The sequence below is a fragment of the Thiohalorhabdus sp. Cl-TMA genome, assembly GCF_041821045.1.
Lineage (GTDB): Bacteria > Pseudomonadota > Gammaproteobacteria > Thiohalorhabdales > Thiohalorhabdaceae > Thiohalorhabdus > Thiohalorhabdus methylotropha.
Map to the genome: position 1 here is coordinate 46739 of NZ_JBGUAW010000004.1, position 25796 is coordinate 72534.

Below are 25796 nucleotides of genomic sequence, written 5' to 3' on the forward strand. Positions count from 1 at the left end.
TCGTCAAGGCCAACCGGGTTTGCCCCACCCATCGGCGTAGACCAGGTCTTCCAGCGACTCGCGCTCGGCCCACCCCTCCTGCTAGAGCATGGGCTCGTCGTAGAAGTCCTGCACATGCCCAAGGCACAGCACCGCCACCGGATGACCGCCCTCGGGCATGGCCAGGAGGCGGGCCAGCGCCTCCGGGTCGAAGAAGGAGACCCAGCCCATGCCGAGCCCCTCCGCGCGGGCGGCCAGCCACAGGTTCTGGATGGCGCAGGACACGGAGGCGAGATCCATCTCCGGAAGCGTACGCCGGCCGAAGACGAATTGCTCCCGGCCGTCGGCGAGGGCCGCCACCAGCAGCTCGCCCGCCTCCCGCACGCCCTCCACCTTGAGGCGCAGGAACTCGGCCTTGCGGTCATCCATGGCCTCGGCGGTGCGCTTGCGCTCCGCCTCCACCAAACCGGCGATCCGTTCCCGTACCGCCGGATCGGTGACGCGGATGGAGCGCCACGGCTGCATGAAGCCCACGCTCGGGGCCCGGTGGGCGGCCTCCAGCAGCCGGCGCAGCACGGCCGGATCCACCGGGTCGGGCCGGAAGTGGCGCATGTCGCGTCGCTGCTCGATGGCGCGGTAGACGGCGGCGATCTCCGCCGAGGAAAAGCCGCTCATTCCGCCGCTCCCGCGGCTCCGGAGCCGCCCTGCCCGCCGCCGCTCTGGATCATGATGAGCTTCCCGGTCTCCGGGTCGCGGTAGACCTCGCCCATGGGCTCGTAGCCGGATCCCGCGCCGCCCACGCCCTCGGGCACCTCGGGGAGCTCGCGTCCTTCGGTCACCTCCCGGGGCGACAGCTCCTTCAGGGGCGACTCCTTGCCGCCCTGGCTGGCGGCCAGGGCCGCGATCAGGCCCACGGCGAACACCAGCATGATGTCCACCAGATTGGCCATGGGCCCCATGGGCTCGGCGTCGGCCTCGTCGAAGCGCCCCTTGGCCCAGTCACGCCCGGCCATGGGCCCCCTCCAGCGTATCGAGCAGGTGATCGTACCAGCGGCGGCGCACCCGGCCGAGAATGAAGCCCACGATGCCCACCAGCAGGCCGAGCACCGTGGTGTCGAAGGCCACCGTCACCGCCTGGGCCAAGGCCTGCAGCTCGCCGCGGCCCAGGGCCGCCAGACCGGGCCCCAGCGGTATCAGCGTACCCATGAGGCCGAGCATGGGGCCCACGCGGGCGATGAGATCGGCCCGCTCGATGCGGCTCCGGCCCAGCCGGCCCACCGCGTCGCGGTCGCCGGTGCGGCGGAGACGGGCCAGGCCACCCAGGCCCTCCCCGAGGGCCTGCCCCACCTCCCACACCGCCAGGGCCACCAATACGGCCAGGGCGGCGAGCACCGGCTCCAGGAGCCAGCTCACCCCGGCGTGGATCCACTGCACCAGTACGCCATCAAACATTTCCGCCTCCGCTGCGCAGTCCGTTGGCGAAACCGCCGATCAGCACCAGGCCGGCCAGGCCACCCATCACCCACAGGAACCAGGGGATATGGCTGTCCCGCGTGGGCTTGTCCGGGCTGCGGGTCTGTTTCTGCGCATCCGTTCGGTTCTTCTGATCCGGCTTCTTGGCGCTGGCGGGCTTCCCGGCTGTGGCCTGATCCGGCGCCCGCGCCTCCTTTTGCTGCGCCGATGGTGCCTTCTCCGAGGCTTTCTGCGCCTGCTTGACCTCGGTCACCGAGCGCACGGCCGAGCCCTGGTCCTGCGGCTGCTTGCCGCCGGCGGCCCGTAGCTTCCGGTCCAGGGCCTTGGTCAGCCCGTCACCGATCCGAGCCTTCACATGGTCGAACACCGGATGCTTCGGCCGGGTATGCCCCGATCCAGGCAGCCCGTTTGCCACGACGGCTTCGGCCAGCTTCCGGGCCAGCGCCTTCTGCGTCGACTGGGAAGCGTCCCAAAAGCCCTTGGCGATGGCCACGTTCATGATGGCGAGCATGTTGGTGCGCACGTGCGCCCGGTTGCCCTCGGCCAGGAATTCGTCGAGCTGGAGGTCGTGCTTGTCATCGATGTAGACCGACTTCACCTCCCCCCACACCCAGTCGTTGATGATCCCGGGATTGGTGACCTGCCAGCCCCACAGGTACTCCATGAACTTGGAGCCCATGGTGCGGGCACCGCTGTAGCCGTGCGCCATCTGGCCCTTGAGCCAGGCCGGGTTCAAATAGCGGCCGCGCAGCTCCTGCAGCAGGGCGCTTTGCAGGGGCTGCATCTGCGGATTGTCCGGATCCGAATGGTCGATGATGCGGTTGTCCGGAGCCGTGCCGGAGACCTTCTCCACCGCCATGGACAGCCCGCCCAGGTAGTCGAAGGCGTCGTTGTTGTCCAGCAGGCCGTAGAGATTGGAGGCCCGGCCCAGGTAGGTGCGCTGCACCCGGCCCAGGTTGCGCGTCAGCCCCTCGTGGGCGGAGTCGCCGCCCGCCTTGGCACCGTAGACATGGCCCATGCGGTGCATGTAGGCGTCGGCGATCTGGCCCCGCTTCTTCCACGATCCGGAACGCTCCGCCATGCGGTTGACCCCGGCGCCGTAGCTGCCCGGGGCGTCCCCGTAGATGCGGTAAATGGCGTCCTGGCCGGCCGCCGCCGGTTCGGCACCGGATTCCACGGCACGCCGGGCGTCGGCCACCCAATGGGCGGCCACCAGATTGCGCTTCAGCGACTCGGTGCCGGAATTGCGCAGCTCGCCCAAAGGATTGAGCGCCGCTTCCAGGGCCGGGGTCAGCTCGGGGTATTTCTCGCGGATGGTCTGGCTGGCGCCGTCCAGGGCCAGACGCACGGATTTGTCCAGCCAACCGTTGAGCTGGCCGTAGAGGTCCCGGAACAGGCCGGAGGTGGTGAACATGACATCGCGGCGGTAGCGGCCTTTCTCGAGCGACTGCCGCTCGATGCCCTCCACGATACCGCGGCTGTTCCAGACGGGCTTCACGCCCAGCATGTCCATGCCGAAGGCCACCATGGCGCCCTCGTCGCGCACCGTGTCCGAGGCCCACAGCACCACCGCCTCGCTGCCCTGCGGCGCGCCACTGCCCTTGGCCCGGGCATTTTCCGCCATGCGCACGCCCATCTCCCAGCCAACGCGAGAGGGTAGCAGGTTGCCGTTGAGGCCGAAGAAGTTGCGGCCGGTGGGCAGAACCTCCGGGGTGCGGATGGGGTCGTTGCCTTTGCCGGGGGCGACGAATTCACCGTCGAGGCCGGCAAGCAGGGCCTCCATCTCCCGTTCGGGCGACCGCCGCAGCTCTTGCCGCCATTCGTCGCGGATCTCGCCGGCCCCGGCCATGGATTTGAGCATCATCCGTCGCTCCTCGGCGGACCAGTCCGCACCGAAGACGTGCAGGCCGCGCGGCATGAAGTCCTCCTGCATCTCGGTGAGATGGTGTCCCACCTCGTGCACCAGGAGGTCGCCGCCCACCTCGTCCAGACTGAGCCCCGGATTGCCGTGCTCGGCGCGCAGCTCGGACTCCAGCTCGGAGACCATGTTGAGCTCGGCGATCTTGTCGCGGATGCGGTCCAGGGCCCGCCCGCGGGCGGGGGTATTGCCCTGCCCCTCGGCCGACTCGAAGCTCTCCACCAGCCCGCGGAGCTGCAGCAGCTCGTCGTACAGCGGCGTGGTGGAAAGCGGCGGGGTGAGATGGTCCACCATCACCGCCAATCCCCGTCGCTTGGCCTGCAATCCTTCGCCAACGCCATCGACGATGTAGGGGTAGACGCCCGGCAGGGTGCCGGCGATGAGGCGCGAGTAGTCGGTGTCGGTGAGTCCCACCCGCCGGCGCGGAAGGAACTCGTAGGTGGAATGGCGCCCCAGGTGCACCAGGGCGTCGGCGCCGAACTCGTCCTTGAGCCAGTGGTAGTAGCCCAGGTACTGGTGTGGCGGCGGCACGGCCAGATTGGCGTGCAGCAGCTCCTCGTTCACCTCCCAGCCGCGGGGCGGCTGGGGGCCGATCCAGATGTTGCCGAAGCGCAGCCCCGGAAGGAGCATATCGCCATCGTGAACCATGACCCGGCCGGGCCCCTCGCCCCAGCCCTTGAGGCCCTCGATGCCGGTATCGCGCAGGCCGGCCACCAGCTTTTGCGCTTGCTCCCAGCTGGCGTCCACTTTTTCAGCCAGCAGGGCCTCATACTCGGCGCGCAGCTGATCCAGCAGGTCGCGGGCCCGCTCGGTTGCCGGGTGGTCGGCACCCTCCAGCAGGTGGCGCAGGTCGCCGTGCATGCGCGCCAGCAGGCCCCGACCCAGGTCCGGCCGCCCCGCTTCTTCCGCCTCCCGTAGCGTCTCGTGCAGATACCCTAGCGGCCCGTCCGTCATCTCGGCACGAATGGCCCGGGGCAGGGTCTCGAACCACCCCCGGTAATCCGCCGCCGACAGCGTGGGCACCTTGCCATGGATGCGCGCCAGCTCGGCGCGGTTCTCGGGCAGATTCACACCCCGGTCCTGCATGCGATCGAGCAGGGCTTGGTGGGACTCGGGCAGCGGACCAGTGGTGTAGCCGGCCCGCTTGAGATTGCGCAGGATGCGCATGAGCGAGCGCGGCACGTCCAGGTTGTCGGCGCCGATGTTGTGCCGGCCCGGCGGATGGTTGTAATACAGGACGGCGACGCGCTTTTCGGCGTTGGGCTTGCTCCGGAGGGCGATCCAGTTGGCGGCCCGCTCGGCCATTGCCGCCACCTCCCGATCCACCGGCCGGGTGGTTGCGAAGCGCAGGCCCGTACGCGGGTCGGTGTGCTCCGGCTCGGCGGCAGCGAGCACCAGCGGTTGGCTGACGCCCTGCAGCTCGGGCATGCCCACCCGGTAGTGGATGGAATCCTGGGGCAGACCGTCCGCGGACACCCGCCACTCCTGGCGGGTGCGGTCGGTGAGGCGGATGCCCTTGAGTACGGGCACATCCAGCCCCTTCAAGCGCTCCGTCACCGCCTTGCGCCCGTCGCTGCCGCCCACCACGAAGTTCTGCAGGCTGATCACCGCCCCCAGCTCGGCGGGGGCGGTGACCCGTTCCAACCGCTGCACGGCCTGCTTGCTGGCCTCGCCCCAGCGGGCCAGAACGGCGAAGCAGGCGGGACCCTGATCCTCCACGGCGCTGCACAGGCTATCCAGCAGGGCGCGCTTGCCCGCTTGGTCGCCGTCGTCATAGGCCAGCACCGCCACCGCCGAGTCGCCTTCGGACAGATCCAGCCCTCCGGCGGACACCACCTGTCCATCCCGATAGTAGCGCAGCGGCGCCGCCGGTCGGGGTGGGTCGGCGGTTACATCCGCGCCCCCCCTGCCCAGGAGCCAGGCGATGAGGTTGGCGGCGTTCTCCGCTCCCCGGCCCCGCCAGTAGGCCCGACCGCGCAGCCATTCGGACTGCTCCGGATGCTCGGCGGCCAGCTTTTCCATGAAGGCCTTGGGATCCGCATCGGCGGAAGGATCGGCGCTGATGACCTCCAGATCGTCCCCGGAGAGGCCGATCAGTGGCCGCTCACCTTCGAAGCGGGACATCCGCACCACCGAGCGGGTGCTGCTGACGATCAGCACCGGTGCCCCGTCCGGCGGCGGGGTCTGCCGCATCAGGCGGCGCAGGCGCGGGGCCGCGTCGCCGAACACCCCGGCCATGAACACCGCATCGGCGTCGCGCCACAACCGCGTCACCTGGGCGTCGGTCAGATCGGCGAGCTGGGCCCGGGTGCGCAGCACCACCTCGTGGGCGGGATGCCGGTCCAGATAGCGATGCGCCCCGGCGGCGAGCGTGGCCGCCGAGCGCTCCGATACCACGCCCACCAGCTTGGCGGCGTGTGCCGACCCTGGTACCAGCAGGGCCAACAACAGCAGAATCGTAGACAGATACGGGATCGGGACAGCGCAGCGCGCCGCGAAACGGGTAAACATGGAGCCTCCGCTGCACCGGTTTCAGGTATGGGCGATTCCGGGCAGCGCGGGGAAAATAAACAGGCGGGACGGCCGGAGGGACCGGACCCGCACGTCGCACCCCGCGACGCCGTTGGGGGTCGGCACTCCAGGCCGGTCTCCGGGCTGACGAGCTGGCGGCGGAGCCGCCGGTCGGTCGCCTTCCCGCGTCCCGGGGACGCAGTGGCATCGGACCGTCCTTCACTCGCTTACCGTTGCGGGGGCAGCGCCGGTTCGGCCCTCGGGCCGTCCGGACTTCCCGTTTCACCCCGGCCACGAAGGCGCGGGGCACCTGGAGCGAAAAATACAAAATGTTCCCGGCGTCTTACGCCGGGAAGCGTGACTAGCCTACGGACCGGGATCGAGCGGGTCAACCTGCTCATCCCCGTCAGGGGCCGCCTCAATCGGCGGGCAGCACCCGGCGCATCTGCTCGAGCCGCTCTTCCAATAGGGATTCGGTCTCGGCGCGGAGCGTGATGTGCCCCACCTTGCGGCCCGGGCGCACGGCCTTGCCGTAGTAATGGGGATGGGCGCCGGGTACGGCGAGGACGCTGGCCGGATCCGGCAAGTGGCCGACCAGGTTGAACATGAAGCAAGAGCCCACCGGCTCGGTGGAGCCAAGCGGCAGCCCGAATACGGCGCGCAGGTGGTTCTCGAACTGGCTGGCCTCGGCGCCCTCGATGGTCCAGTGCCCGGAGTTATGCACCCGCGGGGCCATCTCGTTGGCCAGCAGGCGGTCGCCCTCCTGGAACATCTCCAGGGCAATGGTGCCCACGTAGCCCAGCCGGTCCAGCAACCGTCCCGCGTAGTCCACGGCGGTGCCGTGGAGCGGATCGCCGAACCGGGGCCGGGATTCCTTCAGGATGCCCTCGCGATGGAGGTTCTCCACCAGCGGATAGAAGCGCTTCTCGCCGTCCGTACCCCGCACGGCCACCATGGACACCTCGCGCCCGAAGGGCACCACGGCCTCCAGGATCAGCGGCACGCCGCCGATCTGGTTCCAGGCGGGCTCGATGTCCCCGCTCTCCCGGAGTACCGCCTGACCTTTGCCGTCGTAGCCCAGGGTCCGGGTCTTGAGCACGGCGGGGAGGCCGATGTCGGCCACCGCGGCTTCGAGCGCCTCGTAGGAATCCACGGCGGCGAAGCGGGCGGTGGGTATCCCCAGCTCCTGGAAGAGCCGCTTCTCGTTCAGACGGTCGCGGCCGGTGGCCAGGGCCTGCGGCGCGGGGTGCACGGTATTGTGCCTGGCCAGCTCCGTGGTGGCGGTCTCCGGCACCTGCTCGAACTCGTAGGTCACCACGTCCGCGGCGGCGGACAGCCGCCCCAGTTGGTCCGCGTCCTCGTAGCCGCCGACCAGGTGCGTGGCCACGGCCCCGGCGCAGACCCCCTCCCCGGGGTCCAGCACGGTGGATTCGATGCCGAGGGGATGGCCGGCGAGGGCCAGCATGCGGGCAAGCTGGCCGCCTCCGAGGATTCCCACCCGCATCTCAGGTTTCCTCCCGCGGATCGGGCCGCGACAGTACGTTGTCGGTCTGCTCCTGGCGGTACGCCTGCAGGGCCTCGCGGAACTGCGGGTGCTTGTTGCCGAGGATGCTCGCCGCCAGCAGCGCGGCGTTGATGGCCCCGGAGCGGCCGATGGCGAGGGTGCCGGTGGGCACCCCGGCCGGCATCTGCACGATGGACAGCAGCGAATCCATGCCGTTCAGGGCCTTGGACTGGACCGGCACGCCGAGCACCGGAAGAACCGTCTTGGCGGCGGCCATACCGGGCAGGTGCGCGGCGCCGCCGGCCCCGGCGATGAGCACCTCCAGGCCCCGTTCCTCGGCCCCGCTGGCGTACTCGAACAGCAGGTCCGGGGTGCGATGGGCGGAGACCACCCGCACCTCGTGGGGAACGCCGAGCGCCTCCAGCGTCTCCGCCGTGTGCTGCAGCGTTTCCCAATCGGAGGCCGAGCCCATGATGAGGCCTACCAACGGTTGCATTGCGCTCTCCCGAATCGCATAGGGGGTACTTTCCTGCCCAGCCCTGCCGGGCCTTGGGGATTATAACCAGGGTGACCGGGTGAGGGTAACGAAACCGGCAGCCGCATATTCTCCACAAAATGATAACCTTTCCGGCTCCTGAAGTGCCCCGCCGCCCTCACGCAACGCCTCTTCAGGGGGCGCATAGGCGACCCCGTTTGACGGGCGTCATGGACGGCCGGGGGCTGGCCGGTACCCTCATATTTCACGACATCCCTGCAAAGTGGGCCTATCCCATGGGTGACATCCGCAACCTGCTCGAGCACAACCACCGCTGGGCGGAGGGCGTGCAAGCCGAGCATCCGGACTTCTTCTCTGAGCTGGCCCGTCAGCAGTCTCCGGCATACTTCTGGATCGGCTGCGCGGACAGCCGCGTCCCGGCCAACCAGATCGTCGACCGCAAGCCCGGTGAAATCTTCGTCCACCGCAACGTGGCCAACCTTGCCCCCCATAACGACTTCAATTACCTCTCCGTACTCCAGTACGCGGTGGAGGTCCTCAAGGTGCGCCACGTGATCGTCACCGGCCACTACGGCTGCGGCGGTATACGCGCTGCTCTCGAAGGCAAGGGGTCGGGCTTCATTACCGGCTGGCTGGAGATGATCCGGGACGTGGCGGACCAGCACCGCGAAGAGCTGGATCCCTTGGATTTTGAAGCCCGGGTGGATCGCCTCTGCGAGATCAACGTGCAGCACCAGGTAGCCAACGTCTGCCGCACGCAGGTGGTGCGGGAAGCCTGGGAGCGCGGCCAGCCCCTGGAGGTGCACGGTTGGATCTACAGCCTGCATGACGGGAAGCTGCGCGATCTGGAGGTGACCCGGAAGCGCCCCCGGCCCCAGAGCGCCTGTTACCCGTAACCCCGGTTCCCCCTGACGGGTCGGAGGGTACAGACTGGCCATGAGGCATCCAAAAGAAAGGGCGCCCCATGGAACCGGTATACCAGCCCCTTCTACGGCGGCGGGCCCTTCCCTATCTGCTCGCCGCCCTCGTGCTGCTTCTCGGCTTCTCCACCCACGGGTGCGCCGTGGAGGTGGGCCCCGAGCCGCAGTCGGTGGACGATGTCTACGTGCCCGAGCCGGAGGATGTCCGGGTATCCACCTGGGTAGCCAACCTGGAGGTGCCCTGGAGCCTGGCCTTCCTTCCAGGCGGCCAGGGGGACGCCCTGGTCACCGAGCGCCCCGGCCGGGTCCGGCTGATCCGCGGCGGCACCCTCCAGGAGGCGCCCTACGCGGAGCTGGAGGTGTACTCCGCCGGGGAAGCCGGCCTCATGGGCATCGCCCTCCATCCCGATTTTCCCGGGCGCCCCTACGTCTACCTCATGCACACCTACGAGGGCCCCAGCGGACTCACCAACCGGGTGGTGCGCCTCCGCCACCGCGGCGACCACGGCGAGCTCGACCGGGTGATCCTGGACGGCATTCCCGGCGGGCGCTTCCACGACGGCGGCCGCATCGCCTTCGGCCCGGACGGCATGCTCTATGTAACCGCCGGGGAGACCTTCGAGCGCCAGCTGGCACAGCAGCGGAGCTCGCTGGCCGGCAAGATCCTGCGGGTGACCCCCGAGGGGAAGATCCCGCCGGACAACCCCATTCCCGGCTCTCCGGTCTACTCCCTGGGCCACCGCAACCCGCAGGGCCTGGCCTGGGATCCGCGCACCGGCGCCCTGCTCGCCTCGGAGCACGGCCCCTCCGGGGAAATGGGCCTGCAGGCCCATGACGAGCTCAACGTGCTCCGCAAGGGCGGCAACTACGGCTGGCCGGAGGTGGTGGGCGCCCCCGAGGAGACGCCCTTCATCAACCCCATTACCGCCTGGCCCGAGAACACCACGCCTCCGGCCGGAATGACCTTCCACAAGGGCGACCTGTTCGTGGCCACCCTGGGCAGCGAGGCGCTGCTCCATCTCCGTCTGCGCCGTGACGGGGACTACCGGATCGAGCGCATCGAGCGCTGGTTCCGGGCCGAGGACGGCGCCAGCCGCTTCGGCCGCCTGCGCGCCGCCGTGGAGGGTCCGGACGGCGCCCTCTACGTGCTCACCAGCAACCGGGACGGCCGGGGACGGCCCCGCCAGTCCGACGACCGCATCCTGCGCATGGATATCCCCGGCCGCCCGTGAGTGCCCATCCCGGCGGGACTTCCCCGTCCGCGCCGGGCGAGTCGTCCCCGCCCCTTCCGACACCGCCTTGCCCCTACGAGGGATTTGCTCCGGTTGCCTCCCCGGCCCTGGTCCGATAATCTTGCCGACCTCTCGGTTCGGACAGTCCGCAAGGGCTGTCCGTGAAAAGGGAACCCGGTGCGAATCCGGGACTGACGCGCAGCGGTGTTGGGGAACGAGGACCGCCCGGGCGCAAGCGCCCAGGCACTGTCCCTCCTCCCTCGGTCCGCCCTCCGGGCCGAGCGGTAGGGGATGGGAAGCCGCGGTCCAAGGCCAGCCGAATGATTCGGCCCGCCCCTCAGTCCGAAGACCTGCCGAAGGGGAGCGCCACCCGGCGCTCGACAACCCGAGCCTTCGCGTCTAGGGCTTGGGGGGCGACTCGTTGCCGTGCGCCCACCCTTCGCAGCCCCCGGGTGGCCCCTTCGCCCCCTGAGCTTTCACGCAGGCTCCAATTTTCCCCTTTCGACCAAGGGATTGGAGACCTATGCACCCCGTATTCCCGAAGCAGCGGGCTGCTGCCCCCCTTTTCCTGGCCATCACAGCCCTCGTCCCCGCAGCGGCATCGGCGCAGGGATCGGAATCCGCCAGCCTGGATGCCATATCGGTAGAGGCCGCCCGCCCGAGTCTCATGTTCGAGCTGGAGGAGCACGGCCACGCCGTGGAGGTGATCAGCCGGGCGGACCTGGACCGGGCCAACGTGGACGATCTCGGCCAGGCCCTCCAGATGTTCGCTCCCGGCCTGTACGTGGCACCCCGGAGCGGGCGGGCGGACTACGTCAATGTTTCCCTCCAGGGCTCCCGGGCCAAGGACATCCTGTGGCTGGTGGACGGGGTCCGGGTCAACAACCGCCTGTACGGCTCCACCACACCCCTGGACACCCTGAGCACCCACATGGTGAAGCGCATCGAGGTGATCAAGGGCGCCGAGAGCCTCTTCTACGGCACCCAGGCGGTGGCCGGGGTAGTGAACGTGATCACCCGCGACCCGCGATCCCGAGCTTCCGGCCAGGTAAGCGCTTCCGCCGGCACCCTGAAGGAGGGCGCCCTGAGCGCCTGGGGCGCCGGCGGCAGCGAGAACCACCAGGTGCTGGCCTTTGCCCGCCGGGACGGGAGCAAGGGATTCCAGCCCTTCCCGGACGGCGCCTACGAGCCCAATGCCCGCAAGGACGACCGCGGATACGACCGCCTTACCGCAGGCCTGAAATCCCGGCACGACCTGGGAGCCGCCGGCAATGTCCAGCTCTTCCTCCAGCGCAACGAGGCCGACCTGGACTACGCGCGGCCCTACAATCAGCACCACGCCAGCAACGACCGGACGGAGCATCTGGCCTACGTCAACTGGGACCGGCAGTGGGGTCGGCGCTTCGCCCTGGAGGCCCAGGCCTACTGGCACGAGTGGTGGACCGATTTCACGCGGGTGGGCCTGGACGGCAGCGGCAACAAGCAGACCCTCTACAAGGACGAGGAGTGGGGCTTCGAGGAGTACGGCGCCCGCGCAACAGCGCGCTTCTTCCAGGCGGACGGCTCCACCTGGGTCCTCGGCGCCGATTACCACGAGTACTACGGCGAGGACTACGTCCTGCGCATCGACCAGGAGCGCGAGGCCGTGGCGGCGGTCTACGGCCAATACCGGCCCCACCTCTCCTTCGCGCCCCGCACCGACCTGGCCCTCGGGGTGCGCTATCACGACGCCGAGAAGGGCGGCGAGAAAACGGTGTGGAACCTGAGCGGCCGGCGCCCGCTGCCGGGCGGCACCCATTTCCGGGCCTCCACGGGAACGGCCTTTCGTCTGCCCACGGCCTACGAACAGTTCGTGGACGACCCCTGCTGCGCGGCCGGCAACCCGGACCTGGACGCCGAGGAGAGCTTCAGCGTGAACGGCGGATTCGGCGGCAGCCACCGGCTGGGCGGCGGGAATTCCCTAACCTGGGAGGCATCCGGCTTCTACCGCCGCATCAAGGACCTGGTCCAGGTGGAGGGGGATACCTTCGTCAACGCCGATAACCGGGTGATCAGCAAGGGGGCCGAGGGCAAGCTGGGACTGCGGCTGGGGCGCCGCTGGCGGGGCCAGGTGGCGGCCACCTACACCGAGGCCACCGAGCGCGGCAGCTCGGAGCAGATCGACGAGATCCCCCGCAGCTTCCTCAAGGCTCTGCTGGGCTACGACACCCCCGGCGGGGTGACCGGCGGCCAACTCACGGCCCTCTACGTGGGCAAGGTGGCCAACACCGTGGCCGGCAGCCGCGAAACCTACGGCCGCTACTGGGTCTTCGACCTCTCCGCCTACCGCCACCTGGACGCCGCCAGGCGCCACCGGCTGGGTCTGCGGCTGGAGAACCTCCTCGATCGCCGGTACGCCTCCCAGCTGGGGAGCGGGGTCCGAGCCGCCAGCGGCGATGACTACGCGTACAGGTATCTCGGTACGCCGCGCAATCTCCAGGCCACCTACACCTACAGCTTCTAGCGGGGAACGGCCATGCCCATGTCCCGTTTCACGCGACGGAGCTGGTGGCTGCGCGGCCTTCTTCCCGTGCACCGCTACCTGGGGCTGGTCCTGAGCCTGCTCCTCCTGGCCTGGTTCGCCTCCGGTGTGGTGATGATGTTCGTTTCCTATCCGGACCTGGCCGCCCCGGAACGCCGTGCCCGGCTTCCGGCCCTGCCCTCCGGGGCGGGACTGCTCTCCCCGGCCACGGTGTGGTCGCGGGCCGGGATGGACGCCCCTCCGGAAGCCGTGCGCCTGAGCACCTTCCGGGACCGGCCGGCCTATCACGTCCTCGCGGCTGGCCGATGGCATGCCTACTATGCCGATACGGGCACGCCCGTCGGCCGGGTGGACACGGATCGGGCGGCGCGGGCGGCCCGCTCCTGGGCCGACGGGGAGGCCCCGGTCCGCCTCACCGGGCGCCTCACCGAGCCGGACCAGTGGACCTTCGGCGGCCAGTACGCGCCGCACCGCCCTCTATACCGGTATGCCCTGGGGGACGCCGCGGATACCCGGGTCTACGTCTCCAGCCGCACCGGCCAGGTGGTCCAGTCCGTGACCGCTTCCGAGCGGCTTTGGGCCTATGCCGGCCCCGTCACCCACTGGCTCTACCCCACCAGCCTGCGGCGCCACCCGGAGCTTTGGCGCTGGCTGGTGATCGGCCTGGCGGGTCTGGGCAGCGTCATGGTGCTGGGCGGGCTGATTCCGGGCCTGCTGGTGCTGCGGCGCCCCGGGGACCGGCGCGGCACTTCCCCGTACCGGGGGATGCGGGCGTGGCACCACTGGTCCGGCCTGCTCGCGGGCGCCCTCGTCCTTGGCTGGTCGGTGAGCGGCATGCTCTCCCTGGACCCCTTGGGATGGCCGCCCGGCACCGGGACGCGCTTCGACGCCGAAGGCGTCCTGGCCGGGGGGCCGCTGCGGCCGGCGGCCTTCCGGCGCTCCCCGGACGGGGCGCTAGCGGCCCTGGGGCGGGAATCCGGCCCCGTGCGCGCGCTGTCCCTGGTCCAGGTGGACGGACAGCCCTACTTCCTGGCGCACAGGGAAACCGGCCAATCGGCCCTGGTGGCGGCGGACGTCCCCGATCCGGAACCGTTCCGCGCCTTCGGCCGGGAAGCCCTGCTCGGCCCGTTCCGGGATCGCCGGGGGATTCCGGCCATCCGCGATGCGGTCTGGCTCGACGAACCGGACGGCTACTATTACCGGGATCGGCGGCACCGCTTGGGACGGCGGGCGCGCAGCTGGCCGGTGCTGCGGGTGCGCTTCGCGGACCCGGCCCGCACCTGGCTGTACCTCGATCCCCGGCGCGGCGTGGTGGCGCTCCGGGAGAGCGCCGCCAGCCGCCGGGACCGGTGGCTCTACAACGGCCTGCACAGCTGGGACTTCACCACGGGGATGCGGCGCGAGGGCGTCTGGTATCCCCTGGTCCTGCTCCTGATGGGCGGCGGCACGCTCCTGTCGGCCACCGGCGTGGTCCTCACGTGGCGCTGGCTTCGCGGGCGGAAGCGCCACGGAGGCCCGGCTAGAGCGACTCCCAGAGCTTGACCATGCGCTCCTGCTGCTGCGCGTCGGGGAGCGCGCCCATCCCCGCCCGCATGTCGTCGGCCATGTGCTGCGGGTCGCTGGTGGCCGGGATGACGCAGGTGACCTCCGGCCGGGCGAGGATGAACTTGAGGAAGAACTGCGCCCAGGTCTCGGCGCCGAATTCCCGGGCCCAGGGCGGCACTTCCATGTCGCCCACCTGGCCGAACAGGGCGCCGGTCTCGAAGGGCTCGTTCACCAGCACGGCGATCCCGCGGTCCGCCGCCAGCGGCAGGAGCCGGTCCGCCGCCTCCCGGTTGGCCAGGTTATAGGGGAGCTGGACGAAATCCAGGTCCCGCTGCTTCATGATCCGGGCCAGCTCGTCGAAGGCGGAATTCACGTAGTGGGTGATGCCCAGGTAGCGGATCCGGCCCTCCGCCTTCCAGCGCTCCAGGGTCTCCAGGTGGGTCCGCCAGTCCACCAGGTTGTGCACCTGCATGAGGTCGATGACCTCCGTGCGCATGCGCTCCGCGGAGCGCTCCATCTGCCTGATCCCGGACCGCTCGCCCCGGGTCCAGACCTTGGTGGCGTAGAAGACCTCCGGATGCTTCATCTCCGTCAGCAGATCGCCCACCACGGTCTCCGCAGTGCCGTACATGGGCGAGGTGTCGATGACCCGCCCGCCCGCCGCGAAGAATTCCTCCAGAACCCGGTACAGGGGAGCCCGCTCCGCCTCCCCCGGCCCGACATCGAAGGTGCGCGCCGTGCCCAGCCCCACCACCGGGATGGACTCGCCGCTGGCGGGGATCTCCCGGGTCCGCAGGGACTTCTCGGCGCGGACCGCCGGCGCCCCGCCCGACAGGGCCAATCCGCCCGCGGCGGCCATCAGCTTCAGCGCCGTGCGCCGGGTTATGCCGGAAAGGGTGTGCCTCATCCTCGGTCTCCTTGTTGTGCCGCCGCATCGGTTCCGCGGCTCAGGGCCTCCTGACGCCGGCCCAGGCCCACGCCGAGGGCCAGCCATCCCACCGCCAGGGGAACAGCCACCGCGGCCATGGCCGCCAGCCCCAGGCCGAGGCCGGTGAGTCCGGCGAACACCCAGCCGGTGGCCGCATCGCCCCCCCTATAAACCACTGTATCGATTACGTTCTTCGCTTTGTACCGTTCCTCCCGACCCACCACCGTGAACAGCACCTCCCGGGCCGGCCGGGCCAGGGCGTAGCTCGCCGCCCGCCGCAGCACCTGGAACACCACCAGCACCCCAAGCACCGGGGCGAGAGCCAGCACCCCGAAGCCTAGGGCCACCAGGGCCGGGAGCAGTCCCAGCGCCACGCCCACGCCCAGCCGGCTCACCACCCGGCCGGTGACGAATAGCTGCACGCCGAGCGTCAGGATGTTGACCGCCAGGTCCATGGCGGCAAACAGCGCGGTGCGGTCGGCGGCCTGGGCTAAGCTGTCCTCCACGATATGGGCCTGCTCGAAGTACAGGAAAGTGGAGGTGGCCGTGTACAGCAGGATGTAGCCGGCGATGCCGAGCAGGTAGGGGCTACGCGCCAGGAGCCGGATACCGCTCCAAGCGCCGCCACCGAGCCCCCGAGTCGCGGCCCCTTCGTCGCCGGAACCCGGGGACGCCGGCTCGCCGGCACCGGATCCGCGCAGCCGCGCCGCCTGGGCGAGCAGCCGGCTGATGCACAGCAAGGTGAACGTCAGCAGCGTCGCGGACACCAGCAGCAGCTCCGCGATCCCCACTAGCTGCACCAGACCGGTGGTGAGCGCCGGCCCGGCGATGGCCCCCGCGCTGCCGCCGGCGGCCACGGCGCCGAACAGCCGGCGGCCCTGCTCGTTGCTGAACAGATCCGCCATGAAGGTCCAGAACACCGAGACCACGAACAGGTTGAAGACGCTCACCCAGACGAAGAACACCCGCGCCACCCAGGCCGGGTCCTCCACCACCCGGAAGGCGCCGTAGAACAGCAGGAGGTTGACCAGGAAGAAGAGGTACACGCCGGGGATCAGGCGGCGGCGGGGGAAGCGGGCGGAAGCCGCGCCGTACAGGGGGATGGCCGCCAGCATGGCCACGAAGGTGGCGGTGAACATCCAGGGCAGGTTCTCCACACCGCCCTGGATACCCATCTCGTCCCGAATGGGCCGCAGGACGTAGTAGCCCGCGAGAAGGCTGAAGAAGTAGAGAAAGGCCCAGACCAGGGCCCGGACCTCCGTCTCCCGCACCCCCACCCAGCGGTTCAGGAGCGCCAGGAGGCGATGCGACAGGGCGCCTTGCATATGCCGATCCTTACTCGTTTCCGGGGCTGTCCGCCGATGGACCGGGGACAGCCGGGAAAGGCCGATCCGTCAGCCGGGCTCTTCCCCCTGCTCGCCGCCAGTGAAGGCCTCCTCGCCGGACTGGAAGGCCTCCAGCTCCGCGGCCACCTCGTCGGCGGCCTCGAAGCGGGCGATGTGGAACAGGCCGTCCCCCTCGTTGACCAGGGGGAGGTGCGTCCGCCCCACCACGATGCCGTCGCCCAGAGCGGTCACGGCCTCTTCCTGCTCGCCGAAGGGGTCGGAGACCACGCCCAGCCGGTCCCCTTTCTTCACCAGGGCGCCGAGCTCGGTGGTGGTGCGCAGGAAGCCGCTCTGCGGCGCCCGCACCCAGGTGCTGGAGCGGGCCACGTAGGGCTCCGGCAGCGGACGCTTGCGACGGCTAGGACGCAGCATGCCCAGCGCCCGGAGCACGTTGAGCACGCCGCGCACGCCGACGCGGATAGAGAACTCGTCGAAGCGCAGGGCCTCTCCGGCCTCGTAGAGCAGGACGGGCACGTTGCGGTCGCTGGCGGACTGGCGTAGCGAGCCGTCCCGCAGGCTGGAATTAAGAATGACGGGCACGCCGAACAGCTTGGCCAACCGGGCGGCCTCGGGGTCGTCCAGATCGGCGCGGATCTGCGGCAGATTGCCGCGATGGATGGCGCCGGTGTGCAAGTCGATGCCGTAGGTGCAGTTGTCCACCACCTCGCTCATGAACAGGTGTGCCAGCCGCGCGGCCAGCGAGCCCCGCTCGGACCCCGGGAAGGAGCGGTTGAGGTCGCGGCGGTCAGGGAGATATCGGGAGTGGTGGAGCACCCCGTGGACGTTGACGATGGGCACCGCCACCAGCGTGCCGCGCATGCGCTTGAGGGCCCGGTGCCGGAGCAGGCGGCGGATGATCTCCACGCCGTTGAGCTCGTCGCCGTGGATGGCGGCGCTCACGAACACCCGGGGGCCGTCACGCCGGCCGCGCACCACGTGGATGGGCATGTTCACCGGGGTGTGGGTATGGAGCTGGGCCACGGGCAGATCCACGGTGGTCCGGCTCCCGGGCCGGATGACCTGGCCGTGGATGGTGAAGGGGTCGGGCATTACCCCTTGCCTCGCGTGCGGGTGTGGTTGGGCTTGGCGTTCTTCTCGATGAACTGCACCAGGGTATTGGCCACGTCCTTCCGGGTGGCCGTCTCGATCCCCTCCAGCCCGGGGGAGGAATTTACCTCCATGACCACGGGGCCATGGTTGGAGCGCAGGATGTCCACCCCCGCCACGTTCAGCCCCATGGTCTTAGCCGCCCGCAGGGCGGTGGAGCGCTCCTCGGGGGTGAGCTTGGTGAGGGTGGCGGCGCCGCCCCGATGGAGGTTGGAGCGGAACTCGCCCTCCTTGGCCTGGCGCTTCATGGACGCCACCACCTTGTCACCGATGACGAAGCAGCGCATGTCCGCCCCCGCCGCCTCGCGGATGAACTCCTGGACCAGGAAGTTGGCGTCCAGCTCGCGAAAGGCGTCGATCACGCTCTCCGCGGCCTTCTGGGTCTCGGCGAGCACCACCCCGCGGCCCTGGGTGCCCTCCAGGAGCTTCACCACCAGCGGGGCCCCGCCCACCATCTCCACCAGGGCCTCGGTGTCGTCCACCGAGTGGGCGAAGCCGGTGAGTGGCAGCCCCACGCCCGACCGGGCGAGGAGCTGCAGGGAGCGCAGCTTGTCGCGGGAGCGGCCGATGGCCACGGACTCGTTGAGGGGATAGACGCCCATCATCTCGAACTGCCGCACCACCGCCAGCCCATAGAAGGTGATGGAGGCGCCGATACGCGGCACCACGGCGTCGAACCCGGTCAGGGCCTGCTTCTTGAACTGGATGCCGGGGCGCTGCGAGGCGATGTCGATGGTGCAGCGCAGGGGGTCGATGATGTGGACCTCGTGGCCCCGATGAACCGCGGCCTCGGCGAGGCGGCGCGTGGAATAGAGGCGGCGGTTGCGCGACAGAATGGCCAGCTTCATGCCTTGCCCTTTTGGTGCCCCGGCACCGCGGCCGGACGACCGCCAAGGTAGGAGCGGCCGGGGTCCACCGAGTACCGCCCCTGAAGGGCCGTCCGCCCCAGCAGCATCCGGAATTTCATGGTATCCCGATTGGTGAGGGTCATCTCCACCCGCCAGGTGGCGCCGCCCAGAACGATGGGTGTCTCGATCACATAGCGGCGTTCGCGGTGGCCGCCGGAATCCCGAACCCAGCGGCGATCCGTCGCGGGGGCGCTGGCGATCACCGCGGTGCGGTCTCCCTGGGCCGGGTGGACCCCGAACCGTACCATCCGGACGCCCCGCTCGATATAGGGCTCCACGAAAAAGGCGTGCAGGGCGGAGGTGCGAGCCCCCGTGTCCACCTTGGCCTTGACCTGTCCCAGCCCCAGCTCGGGCAGGGCCACCCATTCGCGCCAGCCCAGCACGGCCGAAGCATCGGGACTGTTCCTTCCGCGGTTCATGAGCGGTCCCCGGGCGGGAATCGGCGGAACGGCTCGGAGTTGCGTGCGGGCGCTGTCATGGGGCCAGTGTATCAGCTCCCCCCGACCGTTCCCGCCAGGAACGGGCCGAAACGGGGCCGGGGGAGTGTCCTCCCGCCGGCCCCTGGGAAGCGGCCGAACGGACAGCGGATGTCCGCCGGCTTCGGATGGAAGCGCAGGGCGCGGGCTAGCGCGCGCTTTCGAAGCGGAGGGTGCGGTAACCGTTCTGGTTGACCTGGACGAAGGCCTCTTCGCGATGGTCCTGCACCCGGATAGAAACCACCCCGGCTTCGCCCAGGTCCAGCTCGTAGCGGGGCTCCGCCTCGCCGTCTGGATCCAGCCGGCCGATGGGGGCCTCCCAGGCCGGGTTCATGTATCCCCAATAGGTTTGGTTGCCGGAGGCGTCTTCGCGGCTGTTGATCCACAGCCGCACATCCTCCAGAAGCATCTTGCCGTTTTTCCGAACGGAGCCAGTGGCCAGGGCCATACCTCGCCTCCTTTCGTGGCTCGCGGCCGGGCGTGCCCGGCCTGCCGTTGCAAGCGTTCAGGCGGTTCCTGAAAGGCTTGGACCGTGACAGACGCATCCGGATTCCCCATTTGCGGACACGACCTCGGTCGCAGCCTTGAGGCGAACAGCCAGCCATCCACGACACAGCGGAGGGAGACCTGCATGCTTCACATCCTGGCCACCCTGAGGTCGAGATCATTCACCTCTAGCAAAAGGGCCATGCCTACCTGCAGTATCGAAGTGGGGCGGGGATCTACGCCCGGCGTTCCGGCTGCACCATTTACACAGTAGGCAACCACTTACAGGATCATCCTCGACCTTCCAGGCATTTCCCCGGGTTGATCCCTATAGTGCGGGGATTTGTTGTCTGCCCGGGGCGACAATGGCAGCATTTTTTCCTATATCGGGTTGATGAAGGGCCGCAACCGGCTCTGAGGCCGGGGCCGGAAGGGCCCGAGCAATAGGAGACAAGAGCAATGGCTAGCGTCCTGATGCCTCTGGCGGAAGGATTCGAGGAGCTGGAGGCCGTCACCATCGTAGACGTTCTGCGCCGGGGTGGCATCGAGGTGGTGCTCGCGGGCCTCGAAGGTCCCGAGCCCGTTACAGGATCCCGCGAGACCCGAATCGTGCCCGACGCCGCCCTGGATGACGTCATGGATCGGGACTTCGACATGATTACCCTGCCGGGCGGCATGCCCGGAGTGGATCACCTAAAACGGGACGGGCGCATACAGAAGCTGATCGAGCGGTATCAGCAGAGCGGCAAGTTCACCACCGCCATCTGCGCCGCCCCGTCCATCCTGGCCGCCTACGGCCACCTGGAGGGTCGTCAGGCCACCAGCAATCCCAAGTTCATGAACCAGGTGAACATTGGCGACGTGGACTACGTCGAGGACCCGGTGGTCGTGGATGGCTCCGTGGTCACCTCCCGCGGCCCCGGTACCTCCATGGACTTCGGGCTCAAGCTGGTGGAGATGCTGGCCGGCGACGAGGCCCGCGACAAGGTGGAGGCGGGCCTGGTCCGTATCCACTGAGCCGGACCGTACGCTGCACGCAAAAGAGCCCGCCGGGAATCCCGGCGGGCTCTTTATCGGGCTCCGCGTAACACCGAGCCGCTCCGGGCCCGGAAGGCGCTCAGGCCTCGGGCTTGCGGAAATGCAGCGCCCCCCAGGCGAGGTAGCCACTGTTACCGCCGTCCACCCAGTGGCGGAGACCGGTCTTCATGTTGCTGATGTACTCGTCGCTGACCTTGCCCTGCAGCTCGTGCTCCCGGGACTCCAGTTCCTCGAGCACCCGGCCGTAATGGCGCGGTAGCTGGGGCGTGTGGTCGTCGAAGCCCAGGTCCTCCCAGCCGAGCTGCTTGGCCGTCTCCCTGTAGAAGCTCACCGAGCCCAGGCTGGGCAGGTGGATACGGGCGAGGATCGGGTCCAGCACGCCCTCGGGGACGTTGTCGGTCTGCATGGGGTCGGTGAAGATGAACTCGCCGCCCGGCTTGAGGATGCGGTCCACCTCCTTCAGCACCGCGGCGCGGTCATCGGCGTGCAGGATGGAGTCCTGGCACCACACCAGATCGAAGGAGGACGCGTCGAAGGGGGTGCCGTCGAAGCTGCCATCATAGACGTCGATGAGGTGGTCGACCCCCTGCTCCTTGTTCATCTGCCGGTCGCGCTCGTTCTCCACCTCGGAGAGGTTGAGCACGTCCACGTGGCAACCGAAGCGCTTGACCAGGTGGCGGGCCGTTCCGCCGTAGCCGCCGCCGATGTCGCAGACGCGGGTGCGCTCGTCGATGGGGCGCTTCACCAGGTCGGCCATGTGGTGAACGGTCCGGACGCTGGCATCGAAGATGGGCTCGTCCTCGGACTCGTACATGCCGATGTGGAGGTCTTCCCCGCCCCAGATGGTGAAATAAAAGGTGTCCGCGTCCTCGCTGTTGTAATAGGCACGCGCCGTCTCAACAGCCGCGGTGTAGTCCTCCTGGCTCATAACAGAACAGCTCCTCTTTCCAAGTGTTCGGTAACGGGCGTTCAGGACGGCGTCGACAACGGATACCGGAAGCGAAGCCCGCATATCCTAACAAACGCGCCGATCGGGCTCGAATCCCGGCGCCGCGACGCCCCGGGGAACCGGTCGCCGTCCAGGGTCGGCGGCTCACCCCGTCGGCTTCTGCCCCTTGCCCTCCCGCTCTTCCTTTTCCTCCGGCGCGACCTCATCGGGATCCGTATAAGCGCACCGGCCCTCTTCGATGTACTTGTCCCGATCCGAGCCCATCTCCCCGGCGCACAGCGCCCCTTCCTGGTCCTTCTTCTCGTCGCTGACGCTGGGCACGAAACGGTCGGCGGCCAGCATGTAACCGGCGGGCAGCGCCCGGACCCGGAAAGGATCCGCTTCTGCGCAAACCGGCGCCGGAGTGGTCAGTATGCCGCCTCCCACGGTCGCGCCGAGTACCAGCCGCCTCGGCCAGGCCCAGTACTGGAATCCGGAGCCCATGATTCGCCTCCTTCCGCTGTGAACGGCATGTTGTTCCGAGTCTATACAAATCCGCCGTGTCCGACACCAGCCCGGGCGCGAACGTGCCGGAGCCGGGCCGAAGGGGCGCAATTCGGGGGGAGCGGGCACGGGGCGAAAAAAAGCTCCCGCACGATGCGGGAGCCCTGGAGATGGTGCCGCCGGGGTGAGTCGAACACCCGACCTATCGATTACGAATCGATTGCTCTACCAGCTGAGCTACGGCGGCACGGCCTGGAATCAGATGGGAAATTCTACCCCCACCCCGGGACCCGCGGCAATCCAATGGCACCGCGTCCGCTTAGGGGGTCTCGGCGTCCTGCTCCTGACCGCGCACCCGGACCACGATGTCCAGGTCGTTGCCGGATACTCCGTCGGGCAGCTTCTTGAAGAGCTGCTGGGTATCGATATCCTCGGCCGGAATGTCGCGCAGGGTACCAGTCGCCTCGTCGTACAGGTGATGGTGCGGCTCGGTATTGGCGTCGAAGAACACCTTGTTGGAGGAAACCACCACGGCCCGGACCAGTCCGGTCTCCTCGAACAGCCGCAGGGTGTTGTATACCGTCGCCTTGGAGACGCGGTGGTAATCGGCGTTGACCCGCTCCAGCACCTCGTCGGCGCTCATATGATGATCCACTCCGGGCTCGGCACCTTCCTCGAAGAGGACATGGGCGATCTCCACCCGCTGACTCGTCGGCTGGATACGGTGGTCCCGGAGGGCCTGGGCGATGTCGTTTTTGGAGTGGAAGTGCATTGGGCCTTACCTGACCAAAAAACAGCCTTAACTATACAGAATGTATCCGGAATTGACCATATACTGACACTAACTTTGACCCGCCTACGAGGGTTTGACAAGGATACCCCCGCAAAATGCGGCCATCCCGGCTCTTTTCCGGGGGGTTCACGACCCCGGAACGGACGCTACGAAGCGTCGTGCGGAAGCTCCCGGTCGGGGGCGAAGGGCGACGGGTCCACCGCCGGCTCCGCTCCCGCGATCTGTGCGGCGAGCAGCTCCGCGGAGGCGGGCGCATGCACGACGCCGTTGCGGTAATGCCCCGTGCTCACGTACAGACCCCGGCAGCCGGGCACCGCCCCGATGAAGGGACGATCGTCCGGACTGCCCGGGCGAAGCCCGGACCAGAAGGTCTCCAGCTCCAGATTGGCGGTCTCCGGGACCATTTCCACCGCGGCCTGGGAGAGCGCACGCACCGAGCCCAGCCCCGTCCGGGAATCGAATCCGGCCTCTTCGGTGGTGGAGCCCACCAGAAGGCGGCCATCGGCCCGGGGAATCAGGTAGTGACTACCGGTCATCACCACCTCGCCGAGCAGGGAGCGCGTTCCCTGCAGCAGGAGCATGGAGCCCTTCACCGGCCGCACGGGCAGCGCCACCCCCACCTGGGCGAGCAGCTGGCCGCTCCAGGGTCCGGCGGCTACCACCACCCGTTCGGCCTCCACGGTCCCGGCGTCGGTTTCCACGCCCTCGACGACCCCGTTATTCCCGGCACGCAAGCGTAAAACGGTTGCCCCGTCCATAAGCTCCACCCCCGCTTCCCGGGCAAGCCGGTTCAGGCCACGCATCAACCGGGGGTTGCGGACCCAGCTGATCTCCGGCAGACGCAGGCCGTGCTCCGCCACCGGGCTCAGCGCCGGCTCGAAACCGGTAAGCGCATCCCCTTCCAGCTCCTGGAGCTCCACGCCCTGGGTCTGCGCCCAATCCCGCGCCCGCTCCCGGTCGAGGGGCGGCTGGCTGGGGAGATCGGCGTACAGCATGCCGAAGCTGCGCAGCTCCGGGTCCACGCCCGTGCGGTCGCGGATCCGCCGGCAGAGATCCGGATAGAGCTGCTGGCTGCGCCGGGCAAGGCCATTCACCGCATCGTCGTGCCGCCACGGATAGAGGGGAGAGAGGATCCCACCCCCTGCCCAGGAGCTGATACCCTGACGCCGCCCCGGATCGACGACGGTCACGGACTGGCCCTGATCGGACAGGGACAGGGCCGTGGTCATTCCGATGATGCCGCCCCCGATAACGACCGTGTCCGGTTGGAATGTACTCAATCCGGTGGCTCCGCTAGAGTGTCAAATGGATTTTACACGCCCGTTCGGGCAGCGCGGCGGACAATCCGCACATGACAAAAGCAAGCAGGAGACTCGAGCGTGCGACTGCATCCACGCAGCGGCCTCTTTTTGCCTATAGCCATGCTGGCCACAACCGCCAATGCCGCTCCTCCGGAGGGCGGCGTGGAATCGGAACAGCTCTGGGACTCGGAGGCGGAGCTGGGCATTTCGACCGCCTCCGGGAACTCCGAAACCTCCACCTACACGGGAAGCGTCTCCGGAGACCGGGAGTCCGAGAAGACCAAGCTCCACCTTCAGGCCGACGGCCGGTACTCCAAGGAGCAGGGCAACCCCACCACCCAACGACTCCACGGCCTCAGCCAGTTCGATTACAAGTTCCGCCCCGAGATCTACACCTTCGGCCTGCTCGACGCCCTGCACGACCGGTTCGGCGGCTACGAGCTTCAGCTCATAGAATCCCTGGGTGTCGGCCGGATGTTCTTCGTCGACCGGGACGACCTGGACTGGCAGGCGGACATCGGCCCCGCCCTGCGCCAGCAGTGGCTGGTGGACGAGACCTACGAGAACAGCTTCAACGTCCGCGCCCGGACCCTGGTCAAGTGGGAGTTCGCCGAAAACTCCACCCTGCAGGAACAGTTCACGTGGACCCAGTCCGTCAAGGACGAGGACGAGTACCTGTTCAGCAGCGAAACGGGGGTGAGCTTCCGGATCAATTCCAACCTGGCCTTCAAGACCAGCGTGCTCGTGCAGCACGACAGCCAGCCGCCCGAAGGCACGGAGCGCACGGACGTCTTCACCACCACGTCCCTGCTCTACAGCTTCTAGGCCGGGGCGGGGGTCGGCACCTAGGAGACCGGCTCCCCCGTCTCCTGGCCGGGGGCCACCCAGCGGTGTCCCCCGTCCGGCAGGGTTTCCTTTTTCCAGAACGGCGCCGTGGTCTTCAGAGCGTCGATTATGTAGCGGCAGGCGTCGAAGGCATCCCCCCGGTGCGGGGACCAGACGGAGACCAGCACAATCCGGTCACCGGGATGCAGGACCCCGTACCGGTGGATCACCAGGCTGTCCAATACCTCCCAGCGCTCCCCGGCCTCCCCGGCAACACGCTCCAGCTCCCGCTCCGTCATTCCGGGATAGTGCTCCAGCTCCATGACCCGGACTTCATCCCCGTCGTTCAGGTCGCGCACATTGCCGACGAAGTGCACCTCCGCGCCGGCGCCCGCCCCTACCGGGCGATGGGCCGCCAGCTCGGCGCCGACGTCGAATTCTTCTCGCTGTACGCGCACTTCCATGGTTGGCTCACCGTCCTTCGTCGCGTGGGCATCCGGTTCCGAAAAAGCCCGACCGATTGAGCAGGGTATCAGACTCCGGGCATGCCGGGGAAAAGGGCAGCACCGCAGAGCGCACAGGCACTCCCGACCGACGGGCCCTCGCGGGCTATGCGCATTGGGAGGGACGAGGTTCCCGGACCGGCGAGACGCCGGCCCGGCGCTACGAGGAGCCGTTTTCGTCGGAGGGCGATTCGGGACCGAACAGGCTGTCGAGCAGCTGGTCCACGCAACGGTCGAGCTCCGCCTGGAATCGGTCGTGGACCTCTTGGGTTTCCCGCAGCAGCGCCGCCGCCTCCCGCGCATCCAGGGCCCGCCGGGGCGTGCGCAGGTGATGCCGCCCCCGCAGCCGGATCAGGCCTGGGCTCGGATAATAGGTCTCACTTTTGACTTCCCGCCAGGGGTGAAGCCAGCGACGTTGCTGCTGATCCATGACCGTGCTTCGAAGCGTGCTCAATTGTCGGAGTTCTACATAGCTCGCCCGGAAATTTAGGCGATTTCGCGGCAGTGTCAACCAC

The 25796-nt window shown here is 68.9% G+C and carries 23 protein-coding genes, 1 tRNA gene, 1 pseudogene and 2 riboswitches; of the genes and pseudogenes, 6 read left to right on the forward strand and 19 right to left on the reverse strand.

Annotated elements, in window-relative coordinates:
- Positions 1–3: 3 nt before the first annotated feature.
- The 6 genes and pseudogenes from bluB to purE form a co-directional block, all read right to left on the reverse strand.
- Positions 4–654: pseudogene (bluB, locus tag ACERLL_RS06400) on the reverse strand (5,6-dimethylbenzimidazole synthase).
- Positions 651–992, reverse strand: coding sequence for a DUF2149 domain-containing protein (locus ACERLL_RS06405; protein ID WP_373655244.1), 342 nt, complete (start codon positions 990–992; stop codon positions 651–653). The pseudogene bluB and the gene ACERLL_RS06405 overlap by 4 nt, the downstream one beginning before the upstream one ends.
- Positions 979–1431: a MotA/TolQ/ExbB proton channel family protein gene (locus ACERLL_RS06410; protein WP_373655245.1), complete on the reverse strand. Its 453-nt coding sequence runs from the start codon at positions 1429–1431 to the stop codon at positions 979–981. Before ACERLL_RS06410 ends, ACERLL_RS06405 begins: the two co-directional genes overlap by 14 nt.
- Positions 1424–5881: a cobaltochelatase subunit CobN gene (locus ACERLL_RS06415; protein WP_373655246.1), complete on the reverse strand. Its 4458-nt coding sequence runs from the start codon at positions 5879–5881 to the stop codon at positions 1424–1426. Before ACERLL_RS06415 ends, ACERLL_RS06410 begins: the two co-directional genes overlap by 8 nt.
- A 113-nt stretch (positions 5882–5994) precedes the next feature.
- A riboswitch (cobalamin riboswitch) is annotated at positions 5995–6210 on the reverse strand.
- 89 nt (positions 6211–6299) lie between these two features.
- On the reverse strand, positions 6300–7385 hold the full coding sequence (locus ACERLL_RS06420; RefSeq protein WP_373655247.1) for a 5-(carboxyamino)imidazole ribonucleotide synthase: 1086 nt from the start codon (positions 7383–7385) through the stop codon (positions 6300–6302).
- Between the two features lies 1 nt (position 7386).
- The gene (gene purE, locus ACERLL_RS06425) at positions 7387–7881 is read right to left on the reverse strand and encodes a 5-(carboxyamino)imidazole ribonucleotide mutase (RefSeq protein WP_373655248.1); all 495 of its coding nucleotides are present in this window, start codon (positions 7879–7881) and stop codon (positions 7387–7389) included.
- Positions 7882–8078: 197 nt separating this feature from the next.
- Here purE and ACERLL_RS06430 point away from each other — a divergent pair, with 197 nt between their 5' ends.
- The 4 genes from ACERLL_RS06430 to ACERLL_RS06445 all read left to right on the forward strand — a co-directional run bounded on the left by ACERLL_RS06430 (position 8079) and on the right by ACERLL_RS06445 (position 14096).
- Positions 8079–8777 (forward strand): carbonic anhydrase, encoded by a 699-nt coding sequence (locus ACERLL_RS06430; protein WP_373655249.1) that lies wholly within the window; start codon positions 8079–8081, stop codon positions 8775–8777.
- Positions 8778–8845: 68 nt separating this feature from the next.
- Entirely contained in the window at positions 8846–10033 is a 1188-nt protein-coding gene (locus tag ACERLL_RS06435; RefSeq protein ID WP_373655250.1) for a PQQ-dependent sugar dehydrogenase, read from the forward strand.
- Positions 10034–10149: 116 nt separating this feature from the next.
- Positions 10150–10405, forward strand: a riboswitch (cobalamin riboswitch).
- A 151-nt stretch (positions 10406–10556) separates the two neighbouring features.
- Complete coding sequence (locus tag ACERLL_RS06440; protein WP_373655251.1) at positions 10557–12536, forward strand: TonB-dependent receptor plug domain-containing protein; 1980 nt, start codon at positions 10557–10559, stop codon at positions 12534–12536.
- A 12-nt stretch (positions 12537–12548) separates the two neighbouring features.
- Complete coding sequence (locus ACERLL_RS06445; RefSeq protein WP_373655252.1) at positions 12549–14096, forward strand: PepSY domain-containing protein; 1548 nt, start codon at positions 12549–12551, stop codon at positions 14094–14096.
- On the opposite strand, the gene ACERLL_RS06450 is transcribed toward ACERLL_RS06445, so the two are convergent.
- From ACERLL_RS06450 to ACERLL_RS06475, 6 genes are all read right to left on the reverse strand, one after another.
- A complete protein-coding gene (locus tag ACERLL_RS06450; protein ID WP_373655253.1) occupies positions 14074–15006 on the reverse strand; it encodes an aldo/keto reductase in 933 nt (310 codons plus the stop codon). The genes ACERLL_RS06445 and ACERLL_RS06450 overlap by 23 nt on opposite strands.
- Positions 15003–16352 carry an NTP/NDP exchange transporter gene (locus tag ACERLL_RS06455; protein ID WP_373655254.1) on the reverse strand — a complete coding sequence of 450 codons (1350 nt, stop codon included), beginning with the start codon at positions 16350–16352 and terminating at the stop codon, positions 15003–15005. Before ACERLL_RS06455 ends, ACERLL_RS06450 begins: the two co-directional genes overlap by 4 nt.
- 69 nt (positions 16353–16421) lie before the next feature.
- On the reverse strand, positions 16422–17462 hold the full coding sequence (locus tag ACERLL_RS06460) for a succinylglutamate desuccinylase/aspartoacylase family protein (protein WP_373655255.1): 1041 nt from the start codon (positions 17460–17462) through the stop codon (positions 16422–16424).
- On the reverse strand, positions 17462–18367 hold the full coding sequence (rimK, locus tag ACERLL_RS06465; protein WP_373655256.1) for a 30S ribosomal protein S6--L-glutamate ligase: 906 nt from the start codon (positions 18365–18367) through the stop codon (positions 17462–17464). The genes ACERLL_RS06460 and rimK overlap by 1 nt, the downstream gene beginning before the upstream one ends.
- Positions 18364–18846, reverse strand: coding sequence for an ATP-dependent zinc protease family protein (locus tag ACERLL_RS06470; RefSeq protein WP_373655257.1), 483 nt, complete (start codon positions 18844–18846; stop codon positions 18364–18366). Before ACERLL_RS06470 ends, rimK begins: the two co-directional genes overlap by 4 nt.
- Positions 18847–19051: 205 nt before the next feature.
- A complete protein-coding gene (locus ACERLL_RS06475; protein ID WP_373655258.1) occupies positions 19052–19351 on the reverse strand; it encodes a hypothetical protein in 300 nt (99 codons plus the stop codon).
- 497 nt (positions 19352–19848) lie between these two features.
- Between ACERLL_RS06475 and ACERLL_RS06480 the strand changes: the two genes are divergently transcribed.
- The gene (locus ACERLL_RS06480) at positions 19849–20406 is read left to right on the forward strand and encodes a DJ-1 family glyoxalase III (protein WP_373655259.1); all 558 of its coding nucleotides are present in this window, start codon (positions 19849–19851) and stop codon (positions 20404–20406) included.
- Between the two features lie 100 nt (positions 20407–20506).
- Here the strand turns inward: ACERLL_RS06480 and ACERLL_RS06485 are convergent, their stop codons facing one another.
- The 5 genes from ACERLL_RS06485 to thiO all read right to left on the reverse strand — a co-directional run bounded on the left by ACERLL_RS06485 (position 20507) and on the right by thiO (position 23932).
- A complete protein-coding gene (locus ACERLL_RS06485; RefSeq protein WP_373655260.1) occupies positions 20507–21355 on the reverse strand; it encodes an SAM-dependent methyltransferase in 849 nt (282 codons plus the stop codon).
- A 165-nt stretch (positions 21356–21520) separates the two neighbouring features.
- A complete protein-coding gene (locus tag ACERLL_RS06490; protein WP_373655261.1) occupies positions 21521–21859 on the reverse strand; it encodes a hypothetical protein in 339 nt (112 codons plus the stop codon).
- Positions 21860–22030: 171 nt separating this feature from the next.
- A tRNA-Thr gene (locus ACERLL_RS06495) sits at positions 22031–22106 on the reverse strand.
- A gap of 72 nt (positions 22107–22178) precedes the next feature.
- Positions 22179–22631: a Fur family transcriptional regulator gene (locus ACERLL_RS06500; protein ID WP_373655262.1), complete on the reverse strand. Its 453-nt coding sequence runs from the start codon at positions 22629–22631 to the stop codon at positions 22179–22181.
- 167 nt (positions 22632–22798) lie between these two features.
- Positions 22799–23932: a glycine oxidase ThiO gene (gene thiO, locus ACERLL_RS06505; protein WP_373655263.1), complete on the reverse strand. Its 1134-nt coding sequence runs from the start codon at positions 23930–23932 to the stop codon at positions 22799–22801.
- Between the two features lie 99 nt (positions 23933–24031).
- Here thiO and ACERLL_RS06510 point away from each other — a divergent pair, with 99 nt between their 5' ends.
- Positions 24032–24778: a DUF481 domain-containing protein gene (locus ACERLL_RS06510; RefSeq protein ID WP_373655264.1), complete on the forward strand. Its 747-nt coding sequence runs from the start codon at positions 24032–24034 to the stop codon at positions 24776–24778.
- Between the two features lie 20 nt (positions 24779–24798).
- Here ACERLL_RS06510 and ACERLL_RS06515 read toward each other — a convergent pair whose 3' ends face one another.
- Positions 24799–25242: a molybdenum cofactor biosynthesis protein MoaE gene (locus ACERLL_RS06515; protein ID WP_373655265.1), complete on the reverse strand. Its 444-nt coding sequence runs from the start codon at positions 25240–25242 to the stop codon at positions 24799–24801.
- 199 nt (positions 25243–25441) lie between these two features.
- On the reverse strand, positions 25442–25711 hold the full coding sequence (locus ACERLL_RS06520) for a hypothetical protein (RefSeq protein ID WP_373655266.1): 270 nt from the start codon (positions 25709–25711) through the stop codon (positions 25442–25444).
- Between the last annotated feature and the right edge of the window lie 85 nt (positions 25712–25796).